This is a genomic window from Brucella sp. IR073 (assembly GCF_049065735.1).
In the GTDB taxonomy this organism is placed as follows: Bacteria; Pseudomonadota; Alphaproteobacteria; order Rhizobiales; family Rhizobiaceae; genus Paramesorhizobium.
In genome coordinates this window covers 35,866-59,116 of the sequence record NZ_JBAKHD010000003.1, presented here as the reverse complement: position 1 = coordinate 59,116, position 23,251 = coordinate 35,866, and the positions used below count along the sequence as shown (strand labels likewise).

The following is a 23,251-nucleotide window of genomic DNA, read 5'->3' as shown; positions in this document are numbered from 1 at the left end:
GGCCCGATAGGGCCGGGTGGGGGTGGTGACGTTTGTGCTTCTGCTCAAGATCGTAGCGCAAACGTCGCCACCCCCATCCGCCCGCTAACGCGGGCCCCTTCCCCACAAGGGGGGAAGGAGGGGTGCTTGTTACTGCGCCGCAGCGACCGTGTTCTCAGCCGGCGCGGTGCGGGTATCGACGCTCACGATGACGCTCAGACCGGCGCGGAACTTGCCGGTATCGAGTGCCTCGCGCGGAATGGAAATGCGTACCGGCACACGCTGCACCACCTTGGTGAAATTGCCGGTGGCGTTTTCAGGCGGCAGCAGCGAGAAGACAGCCCCTGACGCAGGCGCGACGGAAGCAACCGTGCCCTCGAAGGTTTCGCCATCAAGCGCGTCGACGGAAATCTCCACCTTCTCTCCCGGCTTGATTTCCGCAAGCTGTGTTTCCTTGAAATTGGCGTCGATATAAAGGTGCTCGGACGGCACGAGGGCAGCGATACGCTGACCGGCGCTCACCAGATCACCCAGCTTGCCGCTGAGATTGCCGACCACGCCATCAAAGGGAGCGCGGACGGTGGTGAAGGAGAGGTCGCGTTCCGCCTTGGCGCGGGCGAGCTCCAGTGACTTCATCCCGCTCTCGGCTTCTTTGTACTGCGCCTGCAGCACACCGATATTGGCCTCAGCCGCGGCGATCTGCGCATCCGCGCCGGCCAGATTGGCATTGGCCTGGTTGAACGAAGAGGTGGCGTTGTCGAGGTCGGATTGCGAAGCAAAGCGCGTCGAGTGCAGTTGCTGGGCGCGGTCCATTGCCAGCTTGGCGTTTGTCGCGACGGCCTCAGCGGCGAGCTTCGATGCCTGAGCCTGCTGCAGCGAGGCTTCAGCCGCCCTGATCTGCGCTGTGATACGCGCCAGCGTCTCCTTCTGGGTTTCGATCTTGGCGTTTGCTTCGTCGAGAGCGATACGGTAATCTCCATCGTCGAGATGGAAAATCACATCGCCAGCCTTGACATGCTGGTTGGCTGCAACGGCGACTTTCTCGATATAGCCCGTCACTTTTGGGGAAATATCCGCGATGTCGCCCTGAACATAGGCGTCGTCGGTCTCGACGAGGAAGCGGCCGTTCGTCCAGTAATCATAGCCATACCAGCCTGCGCCGACGATGGCGACAGCGGCGAGCAGGGGCAGCACGACGCGGCGGCCCACGCCCTTCTTTTTGGCCCTGGACGCATTACCGGCGTCGATCTTCTGTGCGGCGGGCGCTTGCGGCGCGGGCTGCTCTGCATGGGGAGGCTCCACGGGCGCCGGACCCTCATGTCCCTGCTTCAGTGCAGGAAATGGGCGGACCTCGCCGCTTTCATCAGGCTTGGCAGCGGTTCTCGTTGTCGACATGGGGAGGATGGCTTTCTATGAAAAATCTCACCGCGAACGAACCGATTGGTTCGACGGTTGACTTAGATCAGCACAAGCGCCATATCAAGGGGCAATCGAACCAATCGGTTCGAAAAAATGTGAAAGAGCGTTGAAAAGTGTTTAAGAAATTGCGGGGCCGAGGCAAGGCTGGAGATGTCCACACTGAAAAGTGCGGGGATCGCGGCGATGCCGCGTGTCCGCGCCAGCCACGGCTGGGCGCGGGACAAGACCCGGCAAAGCGCAGGCAGATTCTCGAAGGCGCGAAGCGCGTCTTCATGCAGATGGGCTTCGACGCGGCCAGCATGAACGACATCACGCGTGAAGCGGGCGTCTCCAAGGGCACCATCTACGTTTATTTCGCAAACAAGGAAGAGCTGTTCGAGGCGCTGTGCGATGAATATCGCGCCGAACTGTTCAACGAGCTTCTCGCCGATACCGAAAGGGGTTTGTCGGGGCGGGATGCGCTTATCCGGTTCGGTGTCAAGCTTGGCAAGCTGATCACGTCGGAGCCCCTCATCCAGGCCCAGCGCATCGTCATCGGCGTGGTCGAGCGGATGCCGGAAGTCGGCGCGCGCTTTTATGAACAGGGGCCAAAGCGCGGCAAGTTGCTGCTGAAAAAATTCCTCGACAGGCAGGTCGCGGACGGTCACCTCGACATTCCCGATACGGAACTGGCGACCCATCAATTGAGCGACATGTTTCTTGCCGGTATCTACCGGCAGCGGCTGTTCGGCGTGATGCCCGAGGAGCCGAGCGAAGAACAGATCCGCACCGCTGTTGTCTCGGCGGTGGAGCTGTTTTTTGCCGGCTATGCGCCGAAATCACGGAAAAGCGAAAAATCTCCTGTAAAATGAAGATTTTACATGCCGCGCAACCAGCAATGGTCAATCACAAGTCAACGGCGTGACAATTCCCCTCCTTCCTGTGCATAAGCTGGCGGAAGTTGTTGAATCCGTTCGAGATGACGGTTTCCTTTTGCGCCAGTTGCGCGTCTTGTAGCGATGTCGAATATTCGACTCGCTTACACTCGCAATGCCGTTTATGGAACGGTTTGCGAGAGACGATCATTCATTTCCGGCGGGGATGGCTAAGGACGTACAATGAGCCTTGATCTTGTGCATTTTCCAAATTTCAAGAAGAGCTTTTTCGGTTCTTCTTCCAAGAATGGCACATTGGAGCTGTTTTGCCGTATTCGCGATGAACTCGGCTGCCAGCATATCGGGCATGTTTCGCGCACGCGGTTTGACGAGACGGTGAAGAGCAACCCCTCGGACCTGTCTGTCGTGATGACCTATCCCACCAGCTGGATATTGCGTTATTCGGCCAAGAATTATTTCAGCGTCGACCCGATGATGCAGGACAATTCTCCGCTTCTGCGGCCTGACGCGGCGGGTACGCTGCGCAATCTCGACGAGGATGCGAAAAACAGCGAAGCGGTAAGAGACTTCATCAAGGACGCGCAGAAGCACGGGCTCGGCAATCTTTTCGTCGGGGTGGGCGTGGCTAACACCCACGGCTTTCCAGGCTCGACGCTTTTCGCTTTCGATGTCGGTGACGCCGACAAGGATGCGTTCATCGCCAAGATGCGGCCGAACCTGCTCAGCGCATCGAGCCTGATCCACAACTCGCTCTACGGCACGAGGGAAGGCGGGGCGGCCGCGGCGGCGAACCTGCTCACCCGCCGTGAGATCGATTGCCTGCGCTGGGCGGCGAGCGGCAAGACCGATGGCGAGATCGCCGAAATCCTCAATATCGCCCGCTGGACGGTAGTGACTTATCTGCAAAACGCCAAGATCAAGCTCGGCTGCTCCAACCGCACCTCGGCGGTCGCCACGGCCCTCTCGCTCGGCATCATCGAGATGCCGGACGCGTCGCATTTACAGTCGCAGTGAGGTAGGAAATAGTAGGGTTGTGGTGGGCACTATGAGCAGGGGCCAATCGTGGCCAGGAACAATCCGAAACCAATCGACAGTTCGGCGGACATTACCTATACTTCCCGGAAGGTGGAGAGCCGCCTTCTGGAGATGGCATGGAAGCGCGTGTAACTGCACTCGAGGCAAAGTTCGACAAGATCGACGGCAAGCTGGACAGGCTTATCGATGAGATGAGTTCGTTCAGGCTTGATATGGTGCGTTTCGATGGGCGGGTATCTGCCCTTGAGGCAACGCTCGATGCCCGTGCGTCAGCACTCGATGCGAAGCTTGATGCGCGTTCATCGGCGCTTGATGCGCGCATATCCGCAGTCGATTCGAAAATCGGTGCGTTGCCCAGCGCGGAAGCATTTGGGCATCTGCGCGGGCGGGTCGAGAGCCTTCCGACCGTATCCACCTTCGCCAGCATGTTCGTGATCGCCGTGGCGGCGGGCACCATTCTCAATAATTGGCAAACCGTTCTGGCGTTTTTCAAATAGCCATCCGCTACTCGCTTTTCACCGAAATCCGCGCGTTCTCCAACGCCGCTGCCAGCCGTCCCGTGTTGCGCTCCGGGCTTTCGTCCGCGTGGTCGAAGGCGATGTGGTTCAGGTCGATCTGCGCACCCTCCGCGTCGATCAGCACGCGGAAATAGGCATAGACGCCCTCGTTGCGGAATTCCATGTCGAGGGTGATGCGGGGAGGGCGGTTCCAGTCCAGCTCATATTCGCCGCCGTGGCCGAATTGCAGCGTCTGCGGCTGGAAATGCAGTTCGGTCGCCGAATTGACGATGTCGGCGATGTTGGCGAAAAGCTCGCAGCGGATGAAGGCGATGTAATCAGCCACATCGACCAGGCGCAGGTCCTCGATGACCTCGCGCATATGACTGGCGATGATCGCCTCGCGCGTCTGCGAATATTGCGTGCTTCTCATGCTCTCACCGCATGTCTCGATTGGCGGGAATTGATGAACTGGATGAGCTCAGCCACCGCCTTGTAGAATTCCGGCGCTATCATCTGGTCCACCTGCATCTGTTTATACAATGCCCGGGCAAGCTCGACATTCTCAAAGACGGGAATGCCGTTGGCCTCGGCGATCTCGCGTATTTTCAACGCAACCAGGTCCTGTCCTTTGGCGACCACAACAGGCGCGGAATCTTCATTGGCCCGGTAGCGCAGTGCAACGGAGAAATGTGTCGGATTGGCGACGACGAGGGTGGCGGTGGGAACCGCCGCGATCATGCGCCGCCGTGCGCGGTCGCGTCCGAGCGAGCGGATGCGCGATTTCACCAGCGGGTCGCCTTCGGACTGCTTGTGCTCGTCCTTGACCTCCTGCTTGGTCATGCGCAGCTCGTTGCGCCAGTGGATGCGCGACCAGGCGATGTCGAACCCGGCAAGCAGCGTGATGGCGACGGCGTTGGCGGCGAGCAGGTGGACGACGTTCTGCCGGATGAATTCGGGCAACGCGCGCGGATCGGTGGCGATCGCATCGGTGAAGAGCGCATTGCTGTTAAAGAAAACGAAGAAGACGACGAGGCTCGCGGCCAGGAGCTTGAACAGCGATTTCAGGAATTCGACCTGACCGGCGCGCCCGAAAATACGGCCCCAGCCTTTGGCGGGGGATATGCGCGAGAATTGCGGGCGGATGCGCTCGGTGACGAAGCGCGGTGCGTTCTGGAAGGCGGAGGCGGCGATGCCGGCGAGCGGCACGATAATCAATATCGGAAGCAGCGCCGTGCCGGTCGCCAGCCCCAGAAGCTGGAACAGCTGTCCGGCGTCTTCGCTGGAATTCAGCTGCCAGTCCTCGGGCCGGTCGATGAGTTCGGCGAGGAACAGGGTGAGCTTGGCCGCCCCCGGCGCCGCGATGAACACAGCGATGATGAGAAAAGCGACGACGGAGGCGAGGATCGGCACTTCCTTGGCGAAGGGCAGATTGCCCTTCTCCACGGCATCACGGATCTTCTGCTCGGTGGCCTCTTCCGTTTTGCTTTCTTTATCGGGGGCTTCCGACATGGCTTAGCCGAGCGACCTGAATGGAAATGCCAAGGAAGCCGTCATTCATTCAGCCCCGCCATCCGCCTCGATGTCGATAAGTCCGCGTTCGGCAAGCGAAATGGCGATGCGGGCGATGGCGCGGCGGGCGTCGGCGATGTTCTGCGCGGTGATGTTGCCCTGGGCGGCGGCGAGCTCCGTCTCCACCATGCGGCGTCCGCGCGTGGAAAGCGAGGAGAGGATCATCTCCTGCAGTTCCGGGTCCGCGCCGCGCAGCGCTATGGCGACCTGTTCGGTCTGCACTTCATCGAACAGCAGCAGGCGCGCGCGCTGCGACAGGCGGGCGATGTCGTCGAAGGTGAAGAGCTTGGCCTTGATCCGTGAGAGGTCGTCGGCGTTGAGGTCGGAGAGGCTCTCCAGCATGTCGGCGATTTCCGACTTGTCGAGCTGGTTGAGGATGTTGGCGATCTGGCCATGGTTGGCCTGCTGGGGTCCTCGGTCCGTGCTGCCGGTCACCTCGCGGCGCAGCACGTCCTCCAGCATTTCCGACACCGCCGGGGTGACGGAGCGGATATGGAGCGTGCGCTGGACGACGGCGCTGCGCAGGCGCGCTGGCAGGGCGATGAACAGCCGCGCGGCGATGTCGGAGGGCAGCTTCGAAATCGTATAGGCGATAACCTGCGGGTGCTGTTCGGCCAGATAGGCCTGCAGCGTTTCGACGGGCAAGCGCGTCAACTGGTCCCAAACGGATTCCTGGACCAGAGCGGGCTTCGGACGGTCGTCGAAGAGCGCCTCGACCTCCTCCTGCGGCAGAGCCTCGCGCAGCAGGCCTTCGAAGCGCAAACCGGCTTCCGAAAGCGATGCGCCGTCGGCGAAGGCGTCCTCGAATTCCTTGACGAGTTCCTCGAAATCGGCAGCGGAAATCGGGTCGAGCTTCTTCGCGTGCGCGGCGAGGAGGCGCAGATCCTCCTGCTGGAAATGCTTGAGCAGCCGCGCCGCCGCCGGCCGCCCGATGGCGACCAGCAATGCCGCCGCCTTCTGCGGGCCGGACAGGGACAAGGCGTGTGCCGCCTCGCTTGCGCCTGCTTCGTCTGCCGTTTCTTGTTCGTACATCTTATTTGCCGATGACTTCGGTCAGGCTGACGCCGAAGCGAGAGGAATCGTCCTCCAGCACGATCACCTCGCCGCGGGCGATGACGCGCCCGTTGACGACGATGTCGACGGGGTCGCCGATCTGCTTGTCGAGGGTGACGACCGCGCCGCGCCCGAGCTTCATGAGATTGGCGACCGGCATGGTGGTGCCGCCCAGCACCACCTGCACATCCACCGGAATGCCCATGATGAGATCGAGATTGGGCTTGCCGCTTGCGCCGTGATGCGCGCCCGTCTGGCGGCCGGAGCGAGGCTGGTCGCTTTTCAGCGCTTCGATCGCTTCGTCGAGTTCGTCGTTCATGGTCGTGACCTTCCTGAATTTGAAATGCTGGCGGGACAGCGCCCCCCTCTGTCCTGCCGGACATCTCCCCCCGCGAAGGGGGAGATTACGCCGTCATGAACGCACGGCCCCAATCGTGGGCGCGGCAGACTGCACCCGGCGATGCACGAAGACGGGCAGCTTCGACGGCTGCGCCTGCGCGGGCTTTGCCGGAGCCGCTGGAACGGTCGAAGGCTGCGGCACGGATGACGTGGCAACCGGGCGTGCGGCTATCGAGCTGCGCAGCGCGCGGACATCGCCTTGCAACTCGGCGCGGATGCGCTCCATCAGGTCGAGCGAGCGGTTGATCTCGCGCTGCGCCTTCGCGGATTCCTCCAGCCGCGCGCTCAGCTTCCGGCTTTCGTCGCGCAGGTCGTCGCGCTCGGCCTGCAGCGCGGCGAGCGCCTTTTCCAGCCCGGCGGAGGAGGCGGCGATGCCATCGGCGAGCGCACGGCCAAGGCGGATCGTCTCCGCCGCCTTGCGCAGCGCCACGACGACGATGGCGATGGAGACGAGCGAGAGCCCCGCCGAAATCGCGTTAACCAGCAGCAAGTTCATCGATAAGATCCTCTTCCTGATTGACGGGATCGCCAATCCGCACGGTGAAATTTGCGCCGGCCTTGCCGAGCGTGCATTTGAACAGCGCCTGGCTCCCTGAGCGCAGGCGCACCTGCTCGATGGCGTCCTTCGGCAGCTTCAGCACCTGACCGGGCTTCAGCCGGGCGATTTCGTCCAGCGTCATCGTGCCCTGATGAATGAAAGCCTCGATGCCGATCTTGGCGCGGCTGACTTCCAGCCGCAGCTTCTTGGCCCAGGCCGGGTCCGAATGCGCCGAGGGCTTGCGCAGCAATTCGGCAATCGCCTCCTGCATCGGACGATGGCAGGCGCGGGGTATCAGCAGGCGCACGGTTCCGGTCTTGCCCGCCGCGCGAATGGTGAAGGCGCAGGCGAAGATGCGCGACTGGCCGAATTCCTCGGGGTCGAAGGCGTTGGTGTCCACCGGCTCGCCGACGCGGAAAATCCGCTCGTCCGCGCCAGAAAAGACGTGATCCAGCGCCGCGCCGAGATTGGTGAAAAGCTCGCGCGCGACCTTGCGCTCTATGCTGGTGAAGGGCTTGAAGCTTTCGACAGCGCCGAAATTGGCGCCGGCGCCGAAGAGAGCCTCCAGCCCGGTAAAGACGAAGGCGCGGTCGCCGACCATATGGATCGTGCTGCCCCAGGAGGCGACGTCAACCGGTACGATCATGCCATGGCGGGCAAGCAGCGCCTCAACCTGTGCCCGCTCGACGCTTTCCATCCCCGATATCTCGGTTTCGACGGCGATGGGGGTCAGTTCCTTCATCCTGATGGAGAAGCTGCTGGCCGCGTCTTTGAAGACGTGGCCGAGCGATTTCAGGTCGTCCACCGACATGCCGGCGGCGCGCAGAATGCTTTCCGCCAGAACGTCGGGCTTCGATCCTTGAGGCGAGGTGCCGGCAAATTCGGTCATCTCATGCCGCCTGCTGCGTGGGAACGCTGGTCAATGTCTCCTGCTCGACCACGTCGATGGAGGGGCGGTCGTAGGAGGAGATGGTCTTGCGTCCATATTCGAGGGCGATCTGCGGCAGCGCGCCGTTCATATAAGCGAGCAGCGTCTGCTTGACGACGATATAGAGCCGGTTGTTCTTCTCGCGCGTCGTCTTGATCTTGGTGGCGATGGGGCCGATCACGGCATAGGAGAAGAAAATACCGGCGAAGGTGCCGACCAGCGCCGCGCCGATCAGATGGCCCAGCACTTCCGGTGACTGATCGAGCGCGCCCATGGCCTTGATGACGCCGAGCACGGCGGCGACGATGCCGAGGGCTGGCAGGCCCTCCGAGACGGAGACCATGGCGCTGTAGGATTTCAGCTTGTCGCGCGAAATGGTCTGGATTTCCTCGTCCATCAGCGCCTCGATCTCATGCGAGCGGGCATTGCCCATGAGGATGAGGCGGCAATAATCGCAGATGAAGTTGGTCAGGTCCTGGTTCTTAAGCACGCTGGGGAAGGCCTGGAAAATCGGCGATTCCTGCGGATTGTCGACATGGACCTCGACCTCGTTGCGCGATTTGGAGCGCAGTTCGCGCATCAGGCTGTAGAGCACGCCCAGAATATCCAGATAGTCGCGCTGCTTCGGCACGGCATTGGTGAACGCCTCCATGCAGGCCTTGCCCGTGTCCTTGACGGTAGAAAACGGATTGGCGACGAGAAAGGTGCCGAGCGCCGCGCCGAGGATGATCACGAACTCCCAGGGCTGGATGAGCACGCTGATATGCCCGCCCATGGCGATGAAGCCGCCGAGCATGCAGCCGAGGGTGACAACGAGGCCGATGATAATGCCCAAAGCTTTTCTCTCCTGCGGGTATGGTCACGCGCAGTGATAGAGCGGGCGGCTTGCGCGAAGCTTGTCGGGGGAGTCTGGCGGAGGCGTACGGCGCTCACCCCCCTCTGTCCTGCCGGACATCTCCCCGGGGGGGGGAGATTGGCCTGCATCGGTGGCGGTTCTTTATTCTGCAACGTCTGTGATTGGCGAAAGCGGACCTGATATCCGATCTCCCCCCTTGAGGGGGGAGATGCCCGGCAGGGCAGAGGGGGGTACTGTCCCGCCGACAGTTCCATCTGGAATCATTTTAGCACCGCCTCGCCAGCAACCGCCCCAAAACCCTCAACCACCGCGGCAAGGGATCGCCGAACTCTTTATAAAACGCATCCTCCGCCTGTAGATTGCTGATTTCACTCTTCACCCGCTGGCGTCCGGTATTAAGAAGGGAGGCGACGACATTCTCACGCATGGGAAACTCCTTTTGGAAAAGCCGTCGTCTTTCCTATGCGCCAAAATCTTCTTTTTGTACCTGGCAAATCCGGCTATGTTTTTCATCCATGAAAAACACCGGTTGGGATGCATACGAACTCTTCATGCATGTCGCGCGCCATGGCGGGCTGTCTGGCGCGGCTGGGGTCACAGGTCTCAGCCCTGCCACGATCAGCCGCCGGATGCTCGATTTCGAGGCGGCGGTGGGGCGCCCGCTCTTTGTCCGCAGCCGCACCGGCTATCAGCTCACCGCTGACGGTTCGGCGCTGTTTTCGCAGATCCTTGAGATGGAGGGCGCAGCGCGGCGGATCGAGAACTGGCGGCGCGAGGGCAGCGGCTCGCCTCTGGTGCGCATTGCCTGCGGCACATGGCTGGCCTGGATCCTGACGCGGAACCTCTCGGTGATTCGCACCGAGCGCGACGATTTCCGCCTCGACTTTTACATCGCGGAACGGCGCGCGAGCCTCGCGCACCGGGAAAGCGATATCGGTATCCGCGCTTTCGAGCCGCAGGAGCCCAATCTGGCGGCGGTGCGGCTGGGCGAGGTCGCCTATGCCGCCTATCGCGCCCGCAGCGCCCATCCCTCCATGGCGGACCGATGGCTGGCGGTTGGCGAGGAGGACGCCATCTCCTCTTATTTGCGCTGGCCGCATGAGAACCGGGCGGATTGTCTCACCGTCACGGTCAACCGGCCCCGCTCGCTGCGCGACCTCACGCTGGCGGGCGCGGGGACGGCGGTGCTGCCCTGCTTTATCGGCGATCAGGACATGCGACTGGAGCGGGCCGGCGAGGAAATTGGTGAGCTGCGCCATAGCCAATGGCTTGTCATGAACAATGAGGACCGCCACCGCCGCGAAATCCGCACCGTGGCCGACCGGATGGTGAAGTTCATAAAGAGCAAGGCGGACCTGTTCGCGGGGCGGCGGCCTTAAAGGGTACACCTCGGCGCTCTACGTCGCCCCCCTCTGCCCTGCCGGACATCTCCCCGCAAGGGGGGCGATTGGCTGGCATGGCTCACGGCGCTCACTCTGCACCGTTTGAGATTGGGCGCCGCGCTTCTGAAGGCGTAATCTTCCCCCTCGCGGGGGAGATGTCCGGCAGGGCAGAGGGGGCGACGTAGAGCGCCGACGCTTGAATGCGAAAGCCAGCTTCGGGCAAGCTTTCCGGGCGATAAACGCTCCCAAACGATCACAAGGGAGCAGCGGCATGGTCGATACATTGACAAGCTATCGCATGATCACGTCCAATATGACGCGGTCGCTGACGCGGGTATCGAAGGAGCCGCTGGTCGAGCGCGAGACGGCCTATTATCTTGAAAATATCGGCAATGTGAAAACGATCGATGATTTCATGGCCGACGACCGGCTCTATCGCTATGCCATGAAGGCCTATGGGCTGGAGGACATGGCCTATGCCAAGGCGTTCATCCGCAAGGTGCTGACCGAAGGCGTCACGGACAGCGAGAGCATGGCGAATACTCTTGTCGACAAGCGCTACAAGGAATTCGCCACCACCTTCGATTTCGCCGGGCTGGGCGACAAGGCCACCGCCTCCAAGGAGGCGCAGCAGGGCGTGGTGGACAAATATATCCGCCAGACGCTGGAGGAAGAGTCAGGGGAGCAGAACGAGGGCGTGCGGCTGGCGCTCTATTTCCAGCGCAAGGCCGGGAAGCTTACCAATGCCTATGAAATCCTCGGCGACAAGGCGCTGCTCCAGGTGGTGCAGACGGCGCTCGGCATTCCCTCATTCGTCTCCAATGCAGATATCGACAAGCAGGCCAAGATGATCGAGGACCGGCTCGACATCGCATCATTGTCGGACCCCAAGGAAATGGAGAAGTTCCTTACCCGCTTCTCCGCAATGTACGAGATGAACAATCCATCGGCAGGCAGCACCTCATCCATCGCCTCGCTACTTCTGGGCGGCACATCATCGGTGGGGATCTCCATGGACATTCTCACCACGCTGCAAAGTTTCAAGCCGGGCGGGAGGTAATCGCATCATGGGAACCGTTTGCGTTCATCCGATTACCCCCCTCTGCCCTGCCGGGCATCTCCCCCTCAAGGGGGGAGATTGGCTGGCACGAGGCTCGGCTTTCGTCCTGCAACGTCAGCGATTGGCGCTGAACGCCGATGAAGGCCTGATCTCCCCCCTTGACGGGGAGATGCCCGGCAGGGCAGAGGGGGGTGACCTCTCGGTGCTTCCCTTTAAACAAAAGGGGCAATAACCATGCAAAATTCCATCTATGTCGGGCTTTCCGCGCAGATTTCGCTGGAGCGCCGGATGGACGCCATCGCAAACAATGTGGCGAATATGTCCACCGTGGGCTTTCGCGGCGAGGGCACGAAGTTCGACTCGCTCGTCTCCATGAAGGCGAGCGACGATGTCGCTTTCGCTTCCGCCGGCAAGAGCTATATCCGCACCGAAGGCGGGCCGGTCATCCAGACGGACAATCCGTTCGATGTGGCTGTCAAGGGCGAGGCGTGGCTGTCGATCCTGACGCCGCAGGGGCAAGCCTACACCCGCGACGGGCGCATGCAGATGACGCCGGACGGGCAGCTCGTCACCGTGATGGGCCACTCGGTGTTGGATGCAGGCGGGCAGCCTATCGCCATCAATCCCAATGCCGGTGCGCCGAAAATTTCATCCGATGGCGTGATCTATCAGAATGGCGCGCAGGTGGGCGGCATCGGCCTGTTTTCCATTCCGAAGGAAGCCAATCTCACCTATGCGGGCAATTCCGCCGTCATTTCCGATATTCCGGCGCAGGCGGTGGTGGACGATTCCAGCGTCGGTGTGGTGCAGGGCGCCATCGAGGGTTCCAATGTCGATGGCGTCACCGAGATGACGCGGCTCATCGCCGTCAGCCGCGCCTTCGAGCAGGTGGACGCGCTGCTCCGGCAGCAGGAAAACACCCTGACCGAAGCGGTCAAGACGCTCGGCTCGAAGGCGTAATGACGACGGCGGCTTCGCTCCCCTTGCAACGGCTTGCGGCCTTCATGCGCCGCGAGAGCGCCGCGCCGTCGCCGCTTACCGGCATGGGCGGAACGGTCAGCGACGTCTCGCGCTCGGCGGTGGCGGTGCGCGGCCTGTCGCGGGCGGCGACGCTGGGCGACGGGGTGATGATGCGCTGCGGCGAGCGGCTCTATCGCGGCGAGGTCATCCGCGTGGCCGAAACCCATGTGCTGGTGAAGCCGTTCGACGACCGCGTGGTGCCCGCGCTGGGCGCGCCGGTGTTTCCCGATGGGGCATGGCGCATCGCGCCTTCGCCGGAGTGGAAGGGCAGGGTGATCGATGCGCTGGGCGGCCCGCTCGACGGCAAGGGGCCTTTGACGCCGGGCGATGCCCCCATGCCTGCCGACAGCGCGCCGCCCGCCGCCATGCGCCGCGCGCGGGTGGACAAGCGTTTGCGCACCGGCGTCAATGTCATCGACATCTTTACGCCGATCTGTTTCGGCCAGCGCCTCGGTATCTTTGCAGGGTCGGGCGTCGGCAAATCGACACTGCTTGCCATGATGGCGAAGGCCGCGGATTTCGATACGGTGGTGCTGGCGCTCACGGGCGAGCGCGGACGCGAAGTGCGCGACATGCTCGAGGACACCATGGCCGGAAAGCTCGGCAAGACAGTCACGGTGGTCGCCACCAGCGACGAGAGCCCGATGATGCGGCGGCTTGCGCCCAACACCGCGACGGCCATCGCCGAATATTTCCGCGACCGGGGCGAGAATGTGCTGCTGATCGTCGACTCGGTAACGCGCTTCGCCCATGCCGCGCGGGAAGTGGCGATTGCGGCGGAGGAGCCGCCGGTCTCGCGCGGCTATCCGCCGAGCGTGTTCAGCCAGCTGCCGCGCCTGCTGGAACGGGCAGGGCCGGGGCTGGAAGGCAGCGGCACGATCACCGGCATCTACTCGGTGCTGGTCGATGGCGACGATCATAATGACCCCGTCTCGGACGCCATTCGCGGCACGCTCGACGGACATATCGTGCTGGAGCGCGGCATCGCGGCGCAGGGGCGGTTCCCGGCGGTGGACATTCCCGGCTCTGTCTCGCGTCTGGCGCAATATGGCTGGACGCCGGAGCAGAAAAAGCTGGTCAGCCAGCTGCGCGGAATGATCGCCCGCTTCGAGGAAACGCGGGACCTGCGCGCCATCGGCGCCTATCAGGCGGGCAGCGATGGCCTGCTCGACCAGGCGGTGGCGCTGGTGCCGAAGATTTACGAGGCGATGCGGCAGACGCCGGAAACGCCGGTTTCCACCGATCCCTATAACGATCTTGCTGCCGCTTTACGTGGTAAGGAGTCCGCCGCATGAGCCGTGAGGAAGAGAACATCAAGCCAGCCATCGATTCCGTGACCGGTCTGTTCGGGACGGCGAAGGTGATCGATGGCTATCTGAAGGCGGCGGGCGTGGCGCTGGCGGCGGGCTGCGCCATGCTGCCCTTCATCGTCTATTGGGATCGTGCGGACACACCGCCGCAGAATGCTGAGCCGAAGAACATCCGCGACCCGCTCGACCGCTCCAAGCAGACGGTTTTCCGCAAGCCGGGACCATTCCTGCCATCGGAGACCATCGCCGCCACCCCGCAGCTCGACACCAACCCGACCGGCTCCACCATGTCCAACGGCAAGGGCCAGCCGCGCGCGCCGGGCGTGGACGAGGCGTCGCCCGAGAACCAGCCTTATCCGGAAAAGCCGGTCTTCTACCTGCGCGAGGTGGTGGGCGGCATGGCAATGATCGAGGACGCCTCGGGCTATTGGTTCGTCGAAAAGGGCTCACTCTTGCCTGATGGAAGCACGCTTGTCGCTGTAAGCCGAAGCGAGGGCGCTGGGACGTGGCAGCTCAAGACATCGGCGGGGGATGTGATCGAGCTGGCGCAGTAGACTTTTGTTCAGAATCGCGCCCAGCGCCTTCGCCCTTGGAAGCTCCAGCTAGAATTCGTATTTCATCACCAGTTCCCCGCCGATGATTTCGCCCGTCATCCGGAATCCGATTTGCTCATAGAGCTTGCGCGCGTCCGTGTTGTCGGGGTGCAGGCCGAGGATGACGAAGGGGCAATCGGGATGCTTTGAAAGCAACTCCAGAATCTGGATCAGGGCGGCGCGCCCGTATCCCTTGCCTTGGTGGCGGGCGTCGATCATGAGGCGGTAAATCCAGTAATTTCCATCGTCGGCGTCGAGGGCGTACATGGCAAATCCCACCGGCTCGCCCGCAGCCCGGATGAGGAGCGGAACGCAGGCGGGATTGTCTTCCGCTTCTTCCAGTGATTCCTCATTGGTCGCCACGAAAGATGCCTGATGGGCATGGGGACGGAGTGCGAGGATGTGTTCGTAATCTTCCCACCGCACTTTCTCGAGGGTGACAACGGGCGTATCCGCAGCGCGAGGCTGTTCATTCTGTTTCATCGTAACAGTTCCAATGGATAGGCGGCTCACGCGTCCGATGGGCGTGAAGCTGATGCCTTGATGAATTGGGAATGCTCGCTGAAGCGGTCAGCCGTTCGGCCCGAAACCAGCGAGCGCGGTCATCTCGAATGCCTTGAACATCGGCGCACCTCCCTGGTCGGCGGTGAAGATGAACCCTGCCTATACCGCCCGTCAGCTCAGCGCAAGCCTCACACAAGATTCGGGGCGTAGGTTAACGCTTAGTAAATGAGGTAACTGGCGGGATATCTCTATGGGACCCATCCATCTCTTCGATCTCGCGTCGCGGCAGGCGCAGTGGCTGTCCGTGAAGCAAGCGGCGATTGCGGGCAATGTGGCCAATGCCAACACGCCGGGCTTTCGCGCGCGGGATGTCGATCCCTTCACCGACGTGCTCGAAAAGACGCAGCTCAGCATGGCCGCGACCGATCCGCACCATCTGGAAGTCAATGCCAGCGGCATCAGCGCGGTGCAGATGCGCCAGGAGGATGTAAGCGAGACGACCCATTCCGGCAACACCGTCGACCTGGAACAGGAAATGATGAAGGCCGGCGAAGTGAACCGCGAATTCTCGCTCAACACCAGCATCGTCAAGGCGTTTCACCGCATGATGCTGGCGGCGGTAAGGGGGTAGGGGCCATGGCCGATCCAATCGTCAGCGCGTTGAAGGTGGCGGCGTCGGGGCTTTCGGCCCAATCGACGCGCCTGCGCATCGTTTCCGAGAATATCGCCAACGCGCAATCGACGGGCAAGACGCCGGAGGCCGAACCTTACCGGCGCAAGACCGTCTCGTTCCGCACCGAGCTCGAACATACGACGGGCACGCAGGAGGTGCGCGTCGCCGAGGTCGGCACCGACTCCTCGCCTTTCACCGAGCAGTACGACCCGAGCCATCCGGCGGCGGACGCACGCGGCTATGTCAAATATCCCAATGTCAACATGGTGGTCGAAATGGCCGACATGCGGGAGGCGAACCGTTCGTATGAAGCCAATCTTCAGGTGATCAAGCAGGCCCGCGAGATGATCGCCATGACCATCGACCTATTGAGGAACTCGTGATGATCGATTCTCTGTTGAGTGTCTCCACCCGCAATGCGCTGTCGAACCTCAGCGAGGTCGTCAATGGCGGCCAAACCGGCGCGGTCGCGCCCAAGCCGGTTGAATCCGGCAGCGGCGCTTCCTTCGGCGACGTGCTCTCGCAACTGACGAGCGCCACCGGCGACAAGCTCCGGGCCGCCGAGGCCACGTCCATCTCCTCGATGACCGGCGACGTGCCGGCGCGTGAAGTGGTCAGCTCAATCATGGAGGCCGAGCAGTCGCTCCAAACCGCCATCGCCATCCGCGACAAGATCGTGCAGGCATATCTCGAAATCAGCCGGATGCAGATTTAGGCCTGATTCAGGTGAGGGCGGCCTGCAAATGGCGTCTTTCTGCGCTTCCGGTGCTCACGTACTAAAGTACGCTGCGCTCCGGTTCTCGAAAGCCACCATTTTCGACTCGCCCTGACCTGAATCTCAACCCACTGTAGTTGGGGTTAGGATCAGACATGAAAGCGCTCACCATTGCCGCCACGGGCATGAATGCCCAGCAGCTCAATCTGGAAGTCATCGCCAACAACATCGCCAATATCAACACGACCGGCTTCAAGCGCGCGCGGGCGGAGTTCTCGGACCTCATCTATCAGGCGGAGCGGTCGGCGGGGGTGCCAAACCAGGCGAACCAGAACATCGTGCCGGAGGGCGCGCTGGTGGGCCTTGGCGTGCAGACGGCGGCGGTGCGCAATCTGCATATCCAGGGCAGCTTCAACCAGACCGGCAATCCGCTCGACGTGGCGCTTTCAGGCAATGGCTGGTTCCAGATCCAGAGCCCGACGGGGGAGACGTTCTACACCCGCGCCGGCGCGTTCAACCGCAATCCGGACGGCCAGCTCGTCACTATCGACGGCAGTCCTGTGGAGCCCGCCATCACCATTCCGCCCGAGGCGGTGGAGGTGACGATCACCGAGACCGGGCAGGTGTTCGCCAAGCTGCAGGACCAGGTGCAGCAGGTCAATCTCGGCCAGCTGACGCTCGCCACGTTCACCAATGAGGCAGGGCTGGAGCCGCTCGGCAACAATCTTTTTCGCGAGACGGAAGCCTCCGGCGCGCCCATCGTCGGCGTCCCCGGCGACCCCGGCTTCGCCAAGCTGCAACAGCGCTATTTGGAAGCCTCCAACGTCGATCCGGTCAAGGAAATCACCGAGTTGATCACGGCGCAGCGCGCTTATGAAATGAACTCGAAGGTCATCCAGGCCGCGGACGAAATGGCGGCGGTCGTTTCGAAGAATTTGCGGTAGCGCCTGATGTTTGAGCGAATTCGCTTGCATACCCCCCTCTGCCCTGCCGGGCATCTCCCCCTCAAGGGGGGAGATTACGCTGTCATCAGCGTGACCGCCAATCGCAGACGTTTGCGGGGTGGGTGGGGCAGCGATGCCAGCCAATCTCCCCCCTTGAGGGGGAGATGCCCGGCAGGGCAGAGGGGGGTGCTTGCCGCGATCATCGGCGTGGCAATGCTTACTGCCATCCCCATGGCCCATGCCGACCGCATCTCCTTCGTCGTGCCCTCGACCGTTATCTACCCCGGCCAGACGGTGGGTGACACCGCGCTCTTGCAAAAGACCTTCACCATCCGCGCCGAAGCCGCCCAGCAATATGCCCAAACGCCGGAACAGGTGACGGGCAAGGTCGCACGGCGCACGCTGCTGCCGGGGAAGCCGATCCTCATCGGCGCGGTCAGCGAGCCCTCGCTCGTCAAGCGCGGCGTGCCCGCGCCGCTCGTCTATACGGCGGGCGGGCTCACCATTACGGCGATGGGGGCGCCGCTCGAGCCGGGCGCCGCCGGGGATTTCATCAAGGTGCGCAATATCGATAGCGGCCTCGTCGTTTCGGGAACCGTGCTTTCCGACGGCAGGATACAGGTGGGAATGCAGTGAAGCGGATCGTCGCCACCAGCCTTGCGCTTCTGATGGGTATTTCGCCGCTGGCTGCGGACGAATCGGCGCGCAACAACAAGGATTACGCCACCGCCGCGGAGGCCGATGCCGATTGGCTCGGCTCGGGCGGCTCGCCTTCGAAAATGGCCTATTCCGATCTCGGCAAGGGCGGCGTGGTGGCACGGCTGAAAGACATCGCTACCATCCAGGGCGTGCGCGACAACCAGCTCGTTGGCTACGGTCTCGTCATCGGCCTCAAGGGCACGGGCGACTCGCTTCGCAACTCGCCCTTCACCGAGCAGTCGATGCGGGCGATGCTTGATAATCTCGGCATCAGCGCGCCCAGCGGCGCGACGCGCTCCAAAAACACGGCGGCGGTGATCGTCACCGCCAATCTGCCGGCCTTCGCGGGCGCAGGCTCGCGCATCGACGTGACGGTTTCCTCGCTGGGCGATGCGACTTCGCTCCAGGGCGGCACGCTTGTCATGACGCCGCTCGCGGGCGCCGATGGCGAAATCTATGCGGTGGCGCAGGGCAACATGATCGTATCGGGCTTTTCGGCGGAGGGTGAGGCGGAAAGCCTGACCCAGGGCGTGCCGACCAGCGGACGCATCGTCAACGGCGCGCTGGTGGAGCGCGAGGTCAAGGGCAATTTCGGCCGGGACGAACTCGTCGTCGAATTGCGCGACCCGGATTTCACCACCGCCATCCGGGTGACGGATACGATCAACATCTTCGCCAAGCGCCGCTACGGCCAGCCGGTGGCGAAGGAGCGCGACGCGAAGTCGATCCGGCTTCGGAAGCCGAAGAACATCACCGCCGCGCGCTTCCTGGCGGAGATCGAGGGGCTGCCGGTCGCGACCGACGAAATCGCCCGCGTGGTGGTGGATGAGCGCACCGGCACTGTTGTGATCGGCGAGAAGGTGCGCATCTCCAAGGTCGCCATCAGCCATGGCAGCCTCACGGTGCGCGTCACCGAAACGCCTGTCGTCTCGCAGCCCGAGCCGTTCTCCGATGGCGAGACGGTGGTGGTGCCGACGACTAATATCGAGGCCAATGAGCAGCAATCGAAGATCGGCGTGCTCTCAGGCACCAATCTGGAGAATCTCGTCAAGGGCCTCAACCAGATCGGCATGAAGCCGACCGGCATCATCGCCATCCTGCAGGCGATCAAGACATCAGGCGCGCTGCATGCGGAATTGGTGGTGCAATGATGGTGGATTTTCGGAAACGTTGGCGCGGGGACACCCCCCTCTGTCCTGCCGGACATCTCCCCCTCAAGGGGGGAGATTGCGCCTTCATCAACGTATCTACCAATCCTCGGCGTTGGAGATTAGGCAGCGGGAATCGTGTCAGCCAATCTCCCCCCTTGAGGGGGAGATGCCCGGCAGGGCAGAGGGGGGTGTTTGGCGCTGTCGTCGCCATCTTCCTCGCCCTCGCGCCCGCTGCTCACGCCCAGCAAACCGGCGCCATTCCACAGGTTCCCTCCAGCGTTGAGGAAATTCAGAAATATTGCAGCAACCTGACCGACAATGCCGCCGATGCGCGCCATGCGATCCAGACGAAGGAACTCAACGATCTGCGCAAGCAGGTGGATGAGCGGGTCAAGGCGCTGGAGGAAAAGCGCAAAGAATATGAGGTCTGGCTGCAACGGCGCAACGAATTCATCGCAAAGGCGCAGGATTCGCTGGTCCAAATCATCTCCAAGATGAAGCCGGATGCGGCGGCGGCGCAGTTGACGCTGATCGATGACGAGGCGGCGGCAGCGCTGCTTCTCAAACTCAGCCCGCGTACCTCGAGCGTGATCCTCAACGAGATGCCGGCGGAGAAATCCGCGCAATTGGCGCGCGTCATCGTCGGCGCGCAATCGACGGAAAAACGCAGCAGCAAGACGAAGCCTGAAACGGCAGGCCGGATCCAATGAAAAAGACAATGATATTAGTTTATGCCGGGCTGCTTGGGCTTTCCGGCTGCGCCAATTCGCTGAAAGAAGTCAACCGCACGCCGGAGTTGACGCCCGTCAGGACCGATATCGGCTCGTCCTATGGCGGCTATGGCGCAAGTGCCGGCTATCCGGCGCAGCCGGGCGGCGGCAAATACTCGCTCTGGAACAAGCGCTCGACCAATTTCTTTCGCGATCCGCGCGCGTCGAGCCCTGGCGATGTGCTGACCGTAAACATCTCGATCAACGACAAGGCCAATCTCGATAATAAGAGTAACCGCCAGCGTGTTTCCTCGGGGCTTTACGGGCTGGGCGGGGAATTCTCGACGAGCAGCGGCTCGGCGGGCGATTTCGCCGGCCAGCTCAAATCCAATTCCGACAGCCGTTCGGAAGGGAAGGGCGTGGTGGAGCGCAAGGAGGAGATCAAGCTCTCCATCGCCGCCATCGTGACCGACATCCTGCCCAATGGCAATCTCGTTATCAGCGGTTCGCAGGAGGTGCGCGTCAACAATGAACTGCGCGTGCTGAATGTGGCGGGCGTGGTGCGGCCGCGCGATATCTCCGGCTATAACACCATCTCCTACGACAAGATCGCCGAGGCGCGCATTTCCTATGGCGGGCGCGGGCGGATTAGCGAGGTCATGCAGCCACCCTATGGCCAGCAGATCCTCGACCAGGTTTCTCCGTTTTAAGGCGAGTTATGGCAAGCGCGACGAAATCATCGGATGAACGCGAGACGGGCGGCTCGCTCGTTGGTCTCATCGCGGCGGTGGCGCTGCTGACCGCCGTCGCGGCAGGGGGCGGCTGGGTTCTCGGCGGCTTTATCGGCGGGGCCGCAGAGCCGGCCAGTGCGAGCGCTGATAAAGCGCCGGAGAAAAAGCCCGAGACGCAGCCGCTCGGGGCAGTGGTGGCGCTGAAGCCGATCCTCACCAATCTCGCCGTGCCGTCCTCGACCTGGATCAGGCTGGAGGCGGGGCTGGTCGCCAAGCCCGGCGAGGAAATCCCGCCCGACATGACAATGAAGATTTCCGACGATTTCATGGCCTTCCTGCGTAGCGCCAGTCTGTTGCAATTGCAGGGCGCGACAGGCCTCGCCTATTTGCGGGCCGATCTGGAAGAACGCGCAAAGATGCGCTCCGAAGGCAAGGTGGAGCGGGTGTTTATTTACTCGCTGGTGGTGGAGTGATGGTGGAACGGAAATGTCGGCGGGACAGTACCCCCCTCTGCCCTGCCGGGCATCTCCCCCTCAAGGGGGGAGATCACGCTTTCATCAACGTTCGGCACCAATCGCTGACGTTGCAGAATGAAAGCGGAGCGTCGCGCCAGCCAATCTCCACCCTTGAGGGGGAGATGCCCGGCAGGGCAGAGGGGGGTGAGAGGGCGGGCACCCTCGCCAAAACAGCTTCCACCCTAACCCTCCTCGCCACCTTCCTACTCCTCGGCGCTTCCGCCGCGGCCGCCCAGACCCAAGCCGCCCCCTCCCTGCAAAGCCTGCTTCCCGCCGGCAGCGGGACGGCGAGCGGGCAGATCGTGCAATTGCTGGGGCTGCTCACGGTGCTTTCCATCGCGCCGGGGCTGCTCATCATGGTGACGAGCTTCACGCGCTTCACCATCGCCTTCTCCATGCTGCGCTCGGGGCTGGGGCTGCCGACCGCACCGGCCAATCTCGTCATGGTGAGCCTTGCCCTGTTCATGACGTTCTACGTCATGGCCCCGGCCTTCGACCGGGCGTGGCAGAACGGGGTGCAGCCGTTGATGCGCAATGAGATCAGCCAGGAGGTGGCGCTACGGGAAATCTCCGCGCCTTTCCGCGAATTCATGCTGCGGCAGGTTCGCGACAAGGATCTGCGCCTGTTCGAGGATCTGGCCGATCCATCCTTCCGCACCGGCGAGGACGGCGTGGTGGATTTGCGCATCCTCGTTCCCGCCTTCATGATTTCCGAATTGCGGCGCGGCTTCGAAATCGGCTTCCTGATCGTGCTGCCGTTCCTGGTGATCGATCTCGTCGTCGCCACGCTCACCATGTCCATGGGCATGATGATGCTGCCGCCGACCGTGCTGTCGCTGCCGTTCAAGATCCTGTTCTTCGTGCTGATCGACGGCTGGAATATTCTGGTGGGAAGCCTGATCCGGTCGTTTTCTTGATCTGGCTTAAATGATTGGTAAGAACTGGCGGCTAGGGTAGCGGCATGACGGATTTGCCGCTGTTGCCGGCAAATAGGCATGATGCCGCTCCGCTCATGCCGGTATCAATCCGGCCTGTCCCGAAAACCATTCCATAAATCGCATGATTTTGTCCGGAAAGTCTTATGGCTTTCGGAAGGTCATGCCTGTGAACAGGGGCAATACCCATGAGTCTTCTGACCAATTCCGCAGCCATGACCGCGCTGCAGACGCTGGCTTCCACCAACAAGTCGCTCGAAACCACCCAGAACCGCATTTCCACCGGCCTGCGCATCAGCGAAGCCTCGGACAATGCGGCCTACTGGTCCATCGCAACCACGATGAAGTCCGACAATGGCGCGGTCTCCGCCGTTCAGGATTCGCTCGGCCTTGGCGCCGGCAAGGTCGACGTGGCTTATTCCGCGATCAACAAGATCAAGGATGAGGTCAACAAGATGAAAGACCTTCTGTCCAACGCTCCGAGCGGTTTGGCAGAGCAGAAGCAGGTCGCCACGCAGATCAAGGCGATCCAGGAGCAGATCAAGTCGTTCGCGAACGGCGCGAATTATGCGGGCAGCAACCTGCTGGTTAGCGACGGTGCCGCCACGTCGGACTTGAAGGTTGTTTCATCTTATAGCCGCGCCGCTGACAACACCGTGACGCTCGGCACGATCGACGTCAAAGCCTCCGACATCCAGGTTTTGGCTGCCGACGGCACGGGCGGCATGGTTGGCGACCTGCTTGCAGCTGACTTCTTTGCACCGGGCGCCGCTGCCCTTACCACCACGGAACTCGCCACAAAGCTGACTGCGGTGGAAACCGCTTTGAGCGAGCTGACGACCGGCGCGGCAACGCTCGGTGCCGCCAAGAATCGCATCGACAGCCAGAAGAGCTTCCTCTCTTCGCTCAGCGACTCGATCGATCGTGGCGTTGGCCAGCTCGTCGATGCTGACATGAACAAGGAATCGGCGCGTCTTTCGGCCCTGCAGGTCCAGCAGCAGCTGGGCGTCCAGGCGCTGTCGATCGCCAACTCGAGCAACCAGCAGATCCTCTCGCTGTTCCGCGGCTAAAGCTGCGGATTTAGGGGGCTAAAGCGGGGGGCGGGGGACCGTGCGGGGGGCACGGTCCCTTTTCTATTTCTGCCGAAACCACCTTCGC

Annotated in this window: 29 protein-coding genes; 19 read left to right on the top strand and 10 right to left on the bottom strand. The window is 62.4% G+C overall.

The window, feature by feature from the left end; translation table 11 throughout:
- Window positions 1–129: 129 nt before the first annotated feature.
- Window positions 130–1,374, bottom strand: coding sequence for an HlyD family secretion protein (locus tag ACOWVG_RS06890; RefSeq protein ID WP_420960939.1), 1,245 nt, complete (start codon window positions 1,372–1,374; stop codon window positions 130–132).
- Window positions 1,375–1,511: 137 nt separating this feature from the next.
- On the opposite strand from ACOWVG_RS06890, the gene ACOWVG_RS06885 reads away from it, so the two are divergent.
- The 3 genes from ACOWVG_RS06885 to ACOWVG_RS06875 all read left to right on the top strand — a co-directional run bounded on the left by ACOWVG_RS06885 (window position 1,512) and on the right by ACOWVG_RS06875 (window position 3,805).
- Window positions 1,512–2,249 (top strand): TetR/AcrR family transcriptional regulator, encoded by a 738-nt coding sequence (locus ACOWVG_RS06885; RefSeq protein WP_420960937.1) that lies wholly within the window; start codon window positions 1,512–1,514, stop codon window positions 2,247–2,249.
- 246 nt (window positions 2,250–2,495) lie between these two features.
- Window positions 2,496–3,287 carry a helix-turn-helix transcriptional regulator gene (locus tag ACOWVG_RS06880; protein WP_420960935.1) on the top strand — a complete coding sequence of 264 codons (792 nt, stop codon included), beginning with the start codon at window positions 2,496–2,498 and terminating at the stop codon, window positions 3,285–3,287.
- A gap of 137 nt (window positions 3,288–3,424) precedes the next feature.
- Complete coding sequence (locus ACOWVG_RS06875) at window positions 3,425–3,805, top strand: hypothetical protein (RefSeq protein ID WP_420960934.1); 381 nt, start codon at window positions 3,425–3,427, stop codon at window positions 3,803–3,805.
- A gap of 7 nt (window positions 3,806–3,812) precedes the next feature.
- Here the strand turns inward: ACOWVG_RS06875 and ACOWVG_RS06870 are convergent, their stop codons facing one another.
- The 8 genes from ACOWVG_RS06870 to ACOWVG_RS06835 form a co-directional block, all read right to left on the bottom strand.
- On the bottom strand, window positions 3,813–4,238 hold the full coding sequence (locus ACOWVG_RS06870; protein ID WP_420960933.1) for a hypothetical protein: 426 nt from the start codon (window positions 4,236–4,238) through the stop codon (window positions 3,813–3,815).
- Complete coding sequence (gene flhB, locus ACOWVG_RS06865; protein WP_420960931.1) at window positions 4,235–5,317, bottom strand: flagellar biosynthesis protein FlhB; 1,083 nt, start codon at window positions 5,315–5,317, stop codon at window positions 4,235–4,237. The genes ACOWVG_RS06870 and flhB overlap by 4 nt, the downstream gene beginning before the upstream one ends.
- 45 nt (window positions 5,318–5,362) lie before the next feature.
- Window positions 5,363–6,409 (bottom strand): flagellar motor switch protein FliG, encoded by a 1,047-nt coding sequence (locus tag ACOWVG_RS06860; RefSeq protein WP_420960929.1) that lies wholly within the window; start codon window positions 6,407–6,409, stop codon window positions 5,363–5,365.
- A 1-nt stretch (window position 6,410) separates the two neighbouring features.
- Window positions 6,411–6,749, bottom strand: coding sequence for a flagellar motor switch protein FliN (gene fliN / locus ACOWVG_RS06855; RefSeq protein ID WP_420960927.1), 339 nt, complete (start codon window positions 6,747–6,749; stop codon window positions 6,411–6,413).
- Between the two features lie 93 nt (window positions 6,750–6,842).
- A complete protein-coding gene (locus ACOWVG_RS06850; RefSeq protein WP_420960926.1) occupies window positions 6,843–7,325 on the bottom strand; it encodes a BAB2_0123 family type IV secretion system effector in 483 nt (160 codons plus the stop codon).
- Window positions 7,306–8,256 carry a FliM/FliN family flagellar motor switch protein gene (locus ACOWVG_RS06845; protein ID WP_420960924.1) on the bottom strand — a complete coding sequence of 317 codons (951 nt, stop codon included), beginning with the start codon at window positions 8,254–8,256 and terminating at the stop codon, window positions 7,306–7,308. Before ACOWVG_RS06845 ends, ACOWVG_RS06850 begins: the two co-directional genes overlap by 20 nt.
- A gap of 1 nt (window position 8,257) precedes the next feature.
- Window positions 8,258–9,130 carry a flagellar motor stator protein MotA gene (motA, locus tag ACOWVG_RS06840; protein WP_420960922.1) on the bottom strand — a complete coding sequence of 291 codons (873 nt, stop codon included), beginning with the start codon at window positions 9,128–9,130 and terminating at the stop codon, window positions 8,258–8,260.
- A gap of 286 nt (window positions 9,131–9,416) precedes the next feature.
- Window positions 9,417–9,578 carry a hypothetical protein gene (locus ACOWVG_RS06835; RefSeq protein WP_420960921.1) on the bottom strand — a complete coding sequence of 54 codons (162 nt, stop codon included), beginning with the start codon at window positions 9,576–9,578 and terminating at the stop codon, window positions 9,417–9,419.
- Between the two features lie 88 nt (window positions 9,579–9,666).
- On the opposite strand from ACOWVG_RS06835, the gene ACOWVG_RS06830 reads away from it, so the two are divergent.
- The 5 genes from ACOWVG_RS06830 (at window position 9,667) to ACOWVG_RS06810 (ending at window position 14,477) form a co-directional block, all read left to right on the top strand.
- On the top strand, window positions 9,667–10,530 hold the full coding sequence (locus ACOWVG_RS06830; protein WP_420960919.1) for a LysR family transcriptional regulator: 864 nt from the start codon (window positions 9,667–9,669) through the stop codon (window positions 10,528–10,530).
- Between the two features lie 274 nt (window positions 10,531–10,804).
- Complete coding sequence (locus ACOWVG_RS06825; protein ID WP_420960918.1) at window positions 10,805–11,593, top strand: DUF1217 domain-containing protein; 789 nt, start codon at window positions 10,805–10,807, stop codon at window positions 11,591–11,593.
- Window positions 11,594–11,827: 234 nt separating this feature from the next.
- Window positions 11,828–12,553: a flagellar basal-body rod protein FlgF gene (gene flgF, locus ACOWVG_RS06820; RefSeq protein WP_420960916.1), complete on the top strand. Its 726-nt coding sequence runs from the start codon at window positions 11,828–11,830 to the stop codon at window positions 12,551–12,553.
- Complete coding sequence (fliI, locus tag ACOWVG_RS06815; RefSeq protein ID WP_420960914.1) at window positions 12,553–13,908, top strand: flagellar protein export ATPase FliI; 1,356 nt, start codon at window positions 12,553–12,555, stop codon at window positions 13,906–13,908. Before flgF ends, fliI begins: the two co-directional genes overlap by 1 nt.
- Window positions 13,905–14,477: a hypothetical protein gene (locus tag ACOWVG_RS06810; RefSeq protein WP_420960913.1), complete on the top strand. Its 573-nt coding sequence runs from the start codon at window positions 13,905–13,907 to the stop codon at window positions 14,475–14,477. The genes fliI and ACOWVG_RS06810 overlap by 4 nt, the downstream gene beginning before the upstream one ends.
- A gap of 48 nt (window positions 14,478–14,525) precedes the next feature.
- Here ACOWVG_RS06810 and ACOWVG_RS06805 read toward each other — a convergent pair whose 3' ends face one another.
- Entirely contained in the window at window positions 14,526–14,999 is a 474-nt protein-coding gene (locus tag ACOWVG_RS06805) for a GNAT family N-acetyltransferase (protein WP_420960910.1), read from the bottom strand.
- 271 nt (window positions 15,000–15,270) lie between these two features.
- Between ACOWVG_RS06805 and flgB the strand changes: the two genes are divergently transcribed.
- The 11 genes from flgB to ACOWVG_RS06750 all read left to right on the top strand — a co-directional run bounded on the left by flgB (window position 15,271) and on the right by ACOWVG_RS06750 (window position 23,163).
- On the top strand, window positions 15,271–15,651 hold the full coding sequence (flgB, locus tag ACOWVG_RS06800; protein ID WP_420960908.1) for a flagellar basal body rod protein FlgB: 381 nt from the start codon (window positions 15,271–15,273) through the stop codon (window positions 15,649–15,651).
- Between the two features lie 5 nt (window positions 15,652–15,656).
- Window positions 15,657–16,076, top strand: coding sequence for a flagellar basal body rod protein FlgC (gene flgC, locus ACOWVG_RS06795; RefSeq protein ID WP_420960906.1), 420 nt, complete (start codon window positions 15,657–15,659; stop codon window positions 16,074–16,076).
- Window positions 16,076–16,408, top strand: a complete 333-nt coding sequence (locus ACOWVG_RS06790; protein ID WP_420960904.1) for a flagellar hook-basal body complex protein FliE — start codon at window positions 16,076–16,078, stop codon at window positions 16,406–16,408. The genes flgC and ACOWVG_RS06790 overlap by 1 nt, the downstream gene beginning before the upstream one ends.
- A gap of 155 nt (window positions 16,409–16,563) precedes the next feature.
- Window positions 16,564–17,352 carry a flagellar basal-body rod protein FlgG gene (gene flgG / locus ACOWVG_RS06785; RefSeq protein ID WP_420960902.1) on the top strand — a complete coding sequence of 263 codons (789 nt, stop codon included), beginning with the start codon at window positions 16,564–16,566 and terminating at the stop codon, window positions 17,350–17,352.
- A 213-nt stretch (window positions 17,353–17,565) separates the two neighbouring features.
- The gene (flgA, locus tag ACOWVG_RS06780) at window positions 17,566–17,988 is read left to right on the top strand and encodes a flagellar basal body P-ring formation chaperone FlgA (protein ID WP_420961655.1); all 423 of its coding nucleotides are present in this window, start codon (window positions 17,566–17,568) and stop codon (window positions 17,986–17,988) included.
- A gap of 32 nt (window positions 17,989–18,020) precedes the next feature.
- Window positions 18,021–19,202 carry a flagellar basal body P-ring protein FlgI gene (locus tag ACOWVG_RS06775; RefSeq protein ID WP_420961653.1) on the top strand — a complete coding sequence of 394 codons (1,182 nt, stop codon included), beginning with the start codon at window positions 18,021–18,023 and terminating at the stop codon, window positions 19,200–19,202.
- A gap of 188 nt (window positions 19,203–19,390) precedes the next feature.
- Window positions 19,391–19,912 carry a MotE family protein gene (locus ACOWVG_RS06770; protein ID WP_420960900.1) on the top strand — a complete coding sequence of 174 codons (522 nt, stop codon included), beginning with the start codon at window positions 19,391–19,393 and terminating at the stop codon, window positions 19,910–19,912.
- Window positions 19,909–20,622, top strand: coding sequence for a flagellar basal body L-ring protein FlgH (flgH, locus tag ACOWVG_RS06765; RefSeq protein ID WP_420960898.1), 714 nt, complete (start codon window positions 19,909–19,911; stop codon window positions 20,620–20,622). Before ACOWVG_RS06770 ends, flgH begins: the two co-directional genes overlap by 4 nt.
- 8 nt (window positions 20,623–20,630) lie before the next feature.
- Window positions 20,631–21,116 (top strand): flagellar basal body-associated FliL family protein, encoded by a 486-nt coding sequence (locus ACOWVG_RS06760; RefSeq protein WP_420960897.1) that lies wholly within the window; start codon window positions 20,631–20,633, stop codon window positions 21,114–21,116.
- A gap of 164 nt (window positions 21,117–21,280) precedes the next feature.
- Entirely contained in the window at window positions 21,281–22,075 is a 795-nt protein-coding gene (gene fliP, locus ACOWVG_RS06755) for a flagellar type III secretion system pore protein FliP (RefSeq protein WP_420960896.1), read from the top strand.
- 206 nt (window positions 22,076–22,281) lie between these two features.
- On the top strand, window positions 22,282–23,163 hold the full coding sequence (locus tag ACOWVG_RS06750; RefSeq protein WP_420960894.1) for a flagellin: 882 nt from the start codon (window positions 22,282–22,284) through the stop codon (window positions 23,161–23,163).
- Window positions 23,164–23,251 lie beyond the last annotated feature (88 nt).

Excerpts from the sequence above, each read along its gene's own strand:
- ACOWVG_RS06890 (WP_420960939.1), bottom strand. The coding sequence starts at position 1,374 with ATGTCGACAACGAGAACCGCTGCCAAGCCTGATGAAAGCGGCGAGGTC.
- ACOWVG_RS06880 (WP_420960935.1), top strand. The coding sequence starts at position 2,496 with ATGAGCCTTGATCTTGTGCATTTTCCAAATTTCAAGAAGAGCTTTTTC.
- ACOWVG_RS06875 (WP_420960934.1), top strand. The coding sequence starts at position 3,425 with ATGGAAGCGCGTGTAACTGCACTCGAGGCAAAGTTCGACAAGATCGAC.
- ACOWVG_RS06870 (WP_420960933.1), bottom strand. The coding sequence starts at position 4,238 with ATGAGAAGCACGCAATATTCGCAGACGCGCGAGGCGATCATCGCCAGT.
- flhB (WP_420960931.1), bottom strand. The coding sequence starts at position 5,317 with ATGTCGGAAGCCCCCGATAAAGAAAGCAAAACGGAAGAGGCCACCGAG.
- ACOWVG_RS06860 (WP_420960929.1), bottom strand. The coding sequence starts at position 6,409 with ATGTACGAACAAGAAACGGCAGACGAAGCAGGCGCAAGCGAGGCGGCA.
- fliN (WP_420960927.1), bottom strand. The coding sequence starts at position 6,749 with ATGAACGACGAACTCGACGAAGCGATCGAAGCGCTGAAAAGCGACCAG.
- ACOWVG_RS06850 (WP_420960926.1), bottom strand. The coding sequence starts at position 7,325 with ATGAACTTGCTGCTGGTTAACGCGATTTCGGCGGGGCTCTCGCTCGTC.
- ACOWVG_RS06845 (WP_420960924.1), bottom strand. The coding sequence starts at position 8,256 with ATGACCGAATTTGCCGGCACCTCGCCTCAAGGATCGAAGCCCGACGTT.
- ACOWVG_RS06835 (WP_420960921.1), bottom strand. The coding sequence starts at position 9,578 with ATGCGTGAGAATGTCGTCGCCTCCCTTCTTAATACCGGACGCCAGCGG.
- ACOWVG_RS06830 (WP_420960919.1), top strand. The coding sequence starts at position 9,667 with ATGAAAAACACCGGTTGGGATGCATACGAACTCTTCATGCATGTCGCG.
- ACOWVG_RS06825 (WP_420960918.1), top strand. The coding sequence starts at position 10,805 with ATGGTCGATACATTGACAAGCTATCGCATGATCACGTCCAATATGACG.
- flgF (WP_420960916.1), top strand. The coding sequence starts at position 11,828 with ATGCAAAATTCCATCTATGTCGGGCTTTCCGCGCAGATTTCGCTGGAG.
- fliI (WP_420960914.1), top strand. The coding sequence starts at position 12,553 with ATGACGACGGCGGCTTCGCTCCCCTTGCAACGGCTTGCGGCCTTCATG.
- ACOWVG_RS06810 (WP_420960913.1), top strand. The coding sequence starts at position 13,905 with ATGAGCCGTGAGGAAGAGAACATCAAGCCAGCCATCGATTCCGTGACC.
- ACOWVG_RS06805 (WP_420960910.1), bottom strand. The coding sequence starts at position 14,999 with ATGAAACAGAATGAACAGCCTCGCGCTGCGGATACGCCCGTTGTCACC.
- flgB (WP_420960908.1), top strand. The coding sequence starts at position 15,271 with ATGGGACCCATCCATCTCTTCGATCTCGCGTCGCGGCAGGCGCAGTGG.
- flgC (WP_420960906.1), top strand. The coding sequence starts at position 15,657 with ATGGCCGATCCAATCGTCAGCGCGTTGAAGGTGGCGGCGTCGGGGCTT.
- ACOWVG_RS06790 (WP_420960904.1), top strand. The coding sequence starts at position 16,076 with ATGATCGATTCTCTGTTGAGTGTCTCCACCCGCAATGCGCTGTCGAAC.
- flgG (WP_420960902.1), top strand. The coding sequence starts at position 16,564 with ATGAAAGCGCTCACCATTGCCGCCACGGGCATGAATGCCCAGCAGCTC.
- flgA (WP_420961655.1), top strand. The coding sequence starts at position 17,566 with ATGCTTACTGCCATCCCCATGGCCCATGCCGACCGCATCTCCTTCGTC.
- ACOWVG_RS06775 (WP_420961653.1), top strand. The coding sequence starts at position 18,021 with ATGGGTATTTCGCCGCTGGCTGCGGACGAATCGGCGCGCAACAACAAG.
- flgH (WP_420960898.1), top strand. The coding sequence starts at position 19,909 with ATGAAAAAGACAATGATATTAGTTTATGCCGGGCTGCTTGGGCTTTCC.
- ACOWVG_RS06760 (WP_420960897.1), top strand. The coding sequence starts at position 20,631 with ATGGCAAGCGCGACGAAATCATCGGATGAACGCGAGACGGGCGGCTCG.
- fliP (WP_420960896.1), top strand. The coding sequence starts at position 21,281 with ATGCCCGGCAGGGCAGAGGGGGGTGAGAGGGCGGGCACCCTCGCCAAA.
- ACOWVG_RS06750 (WP_420960894.1), top strand. The coding sequence starts at position 22,282 with ATGAGTCTTCTGACCAATTCCGCAGCCATGACCGCGCTGCAGACGCTG.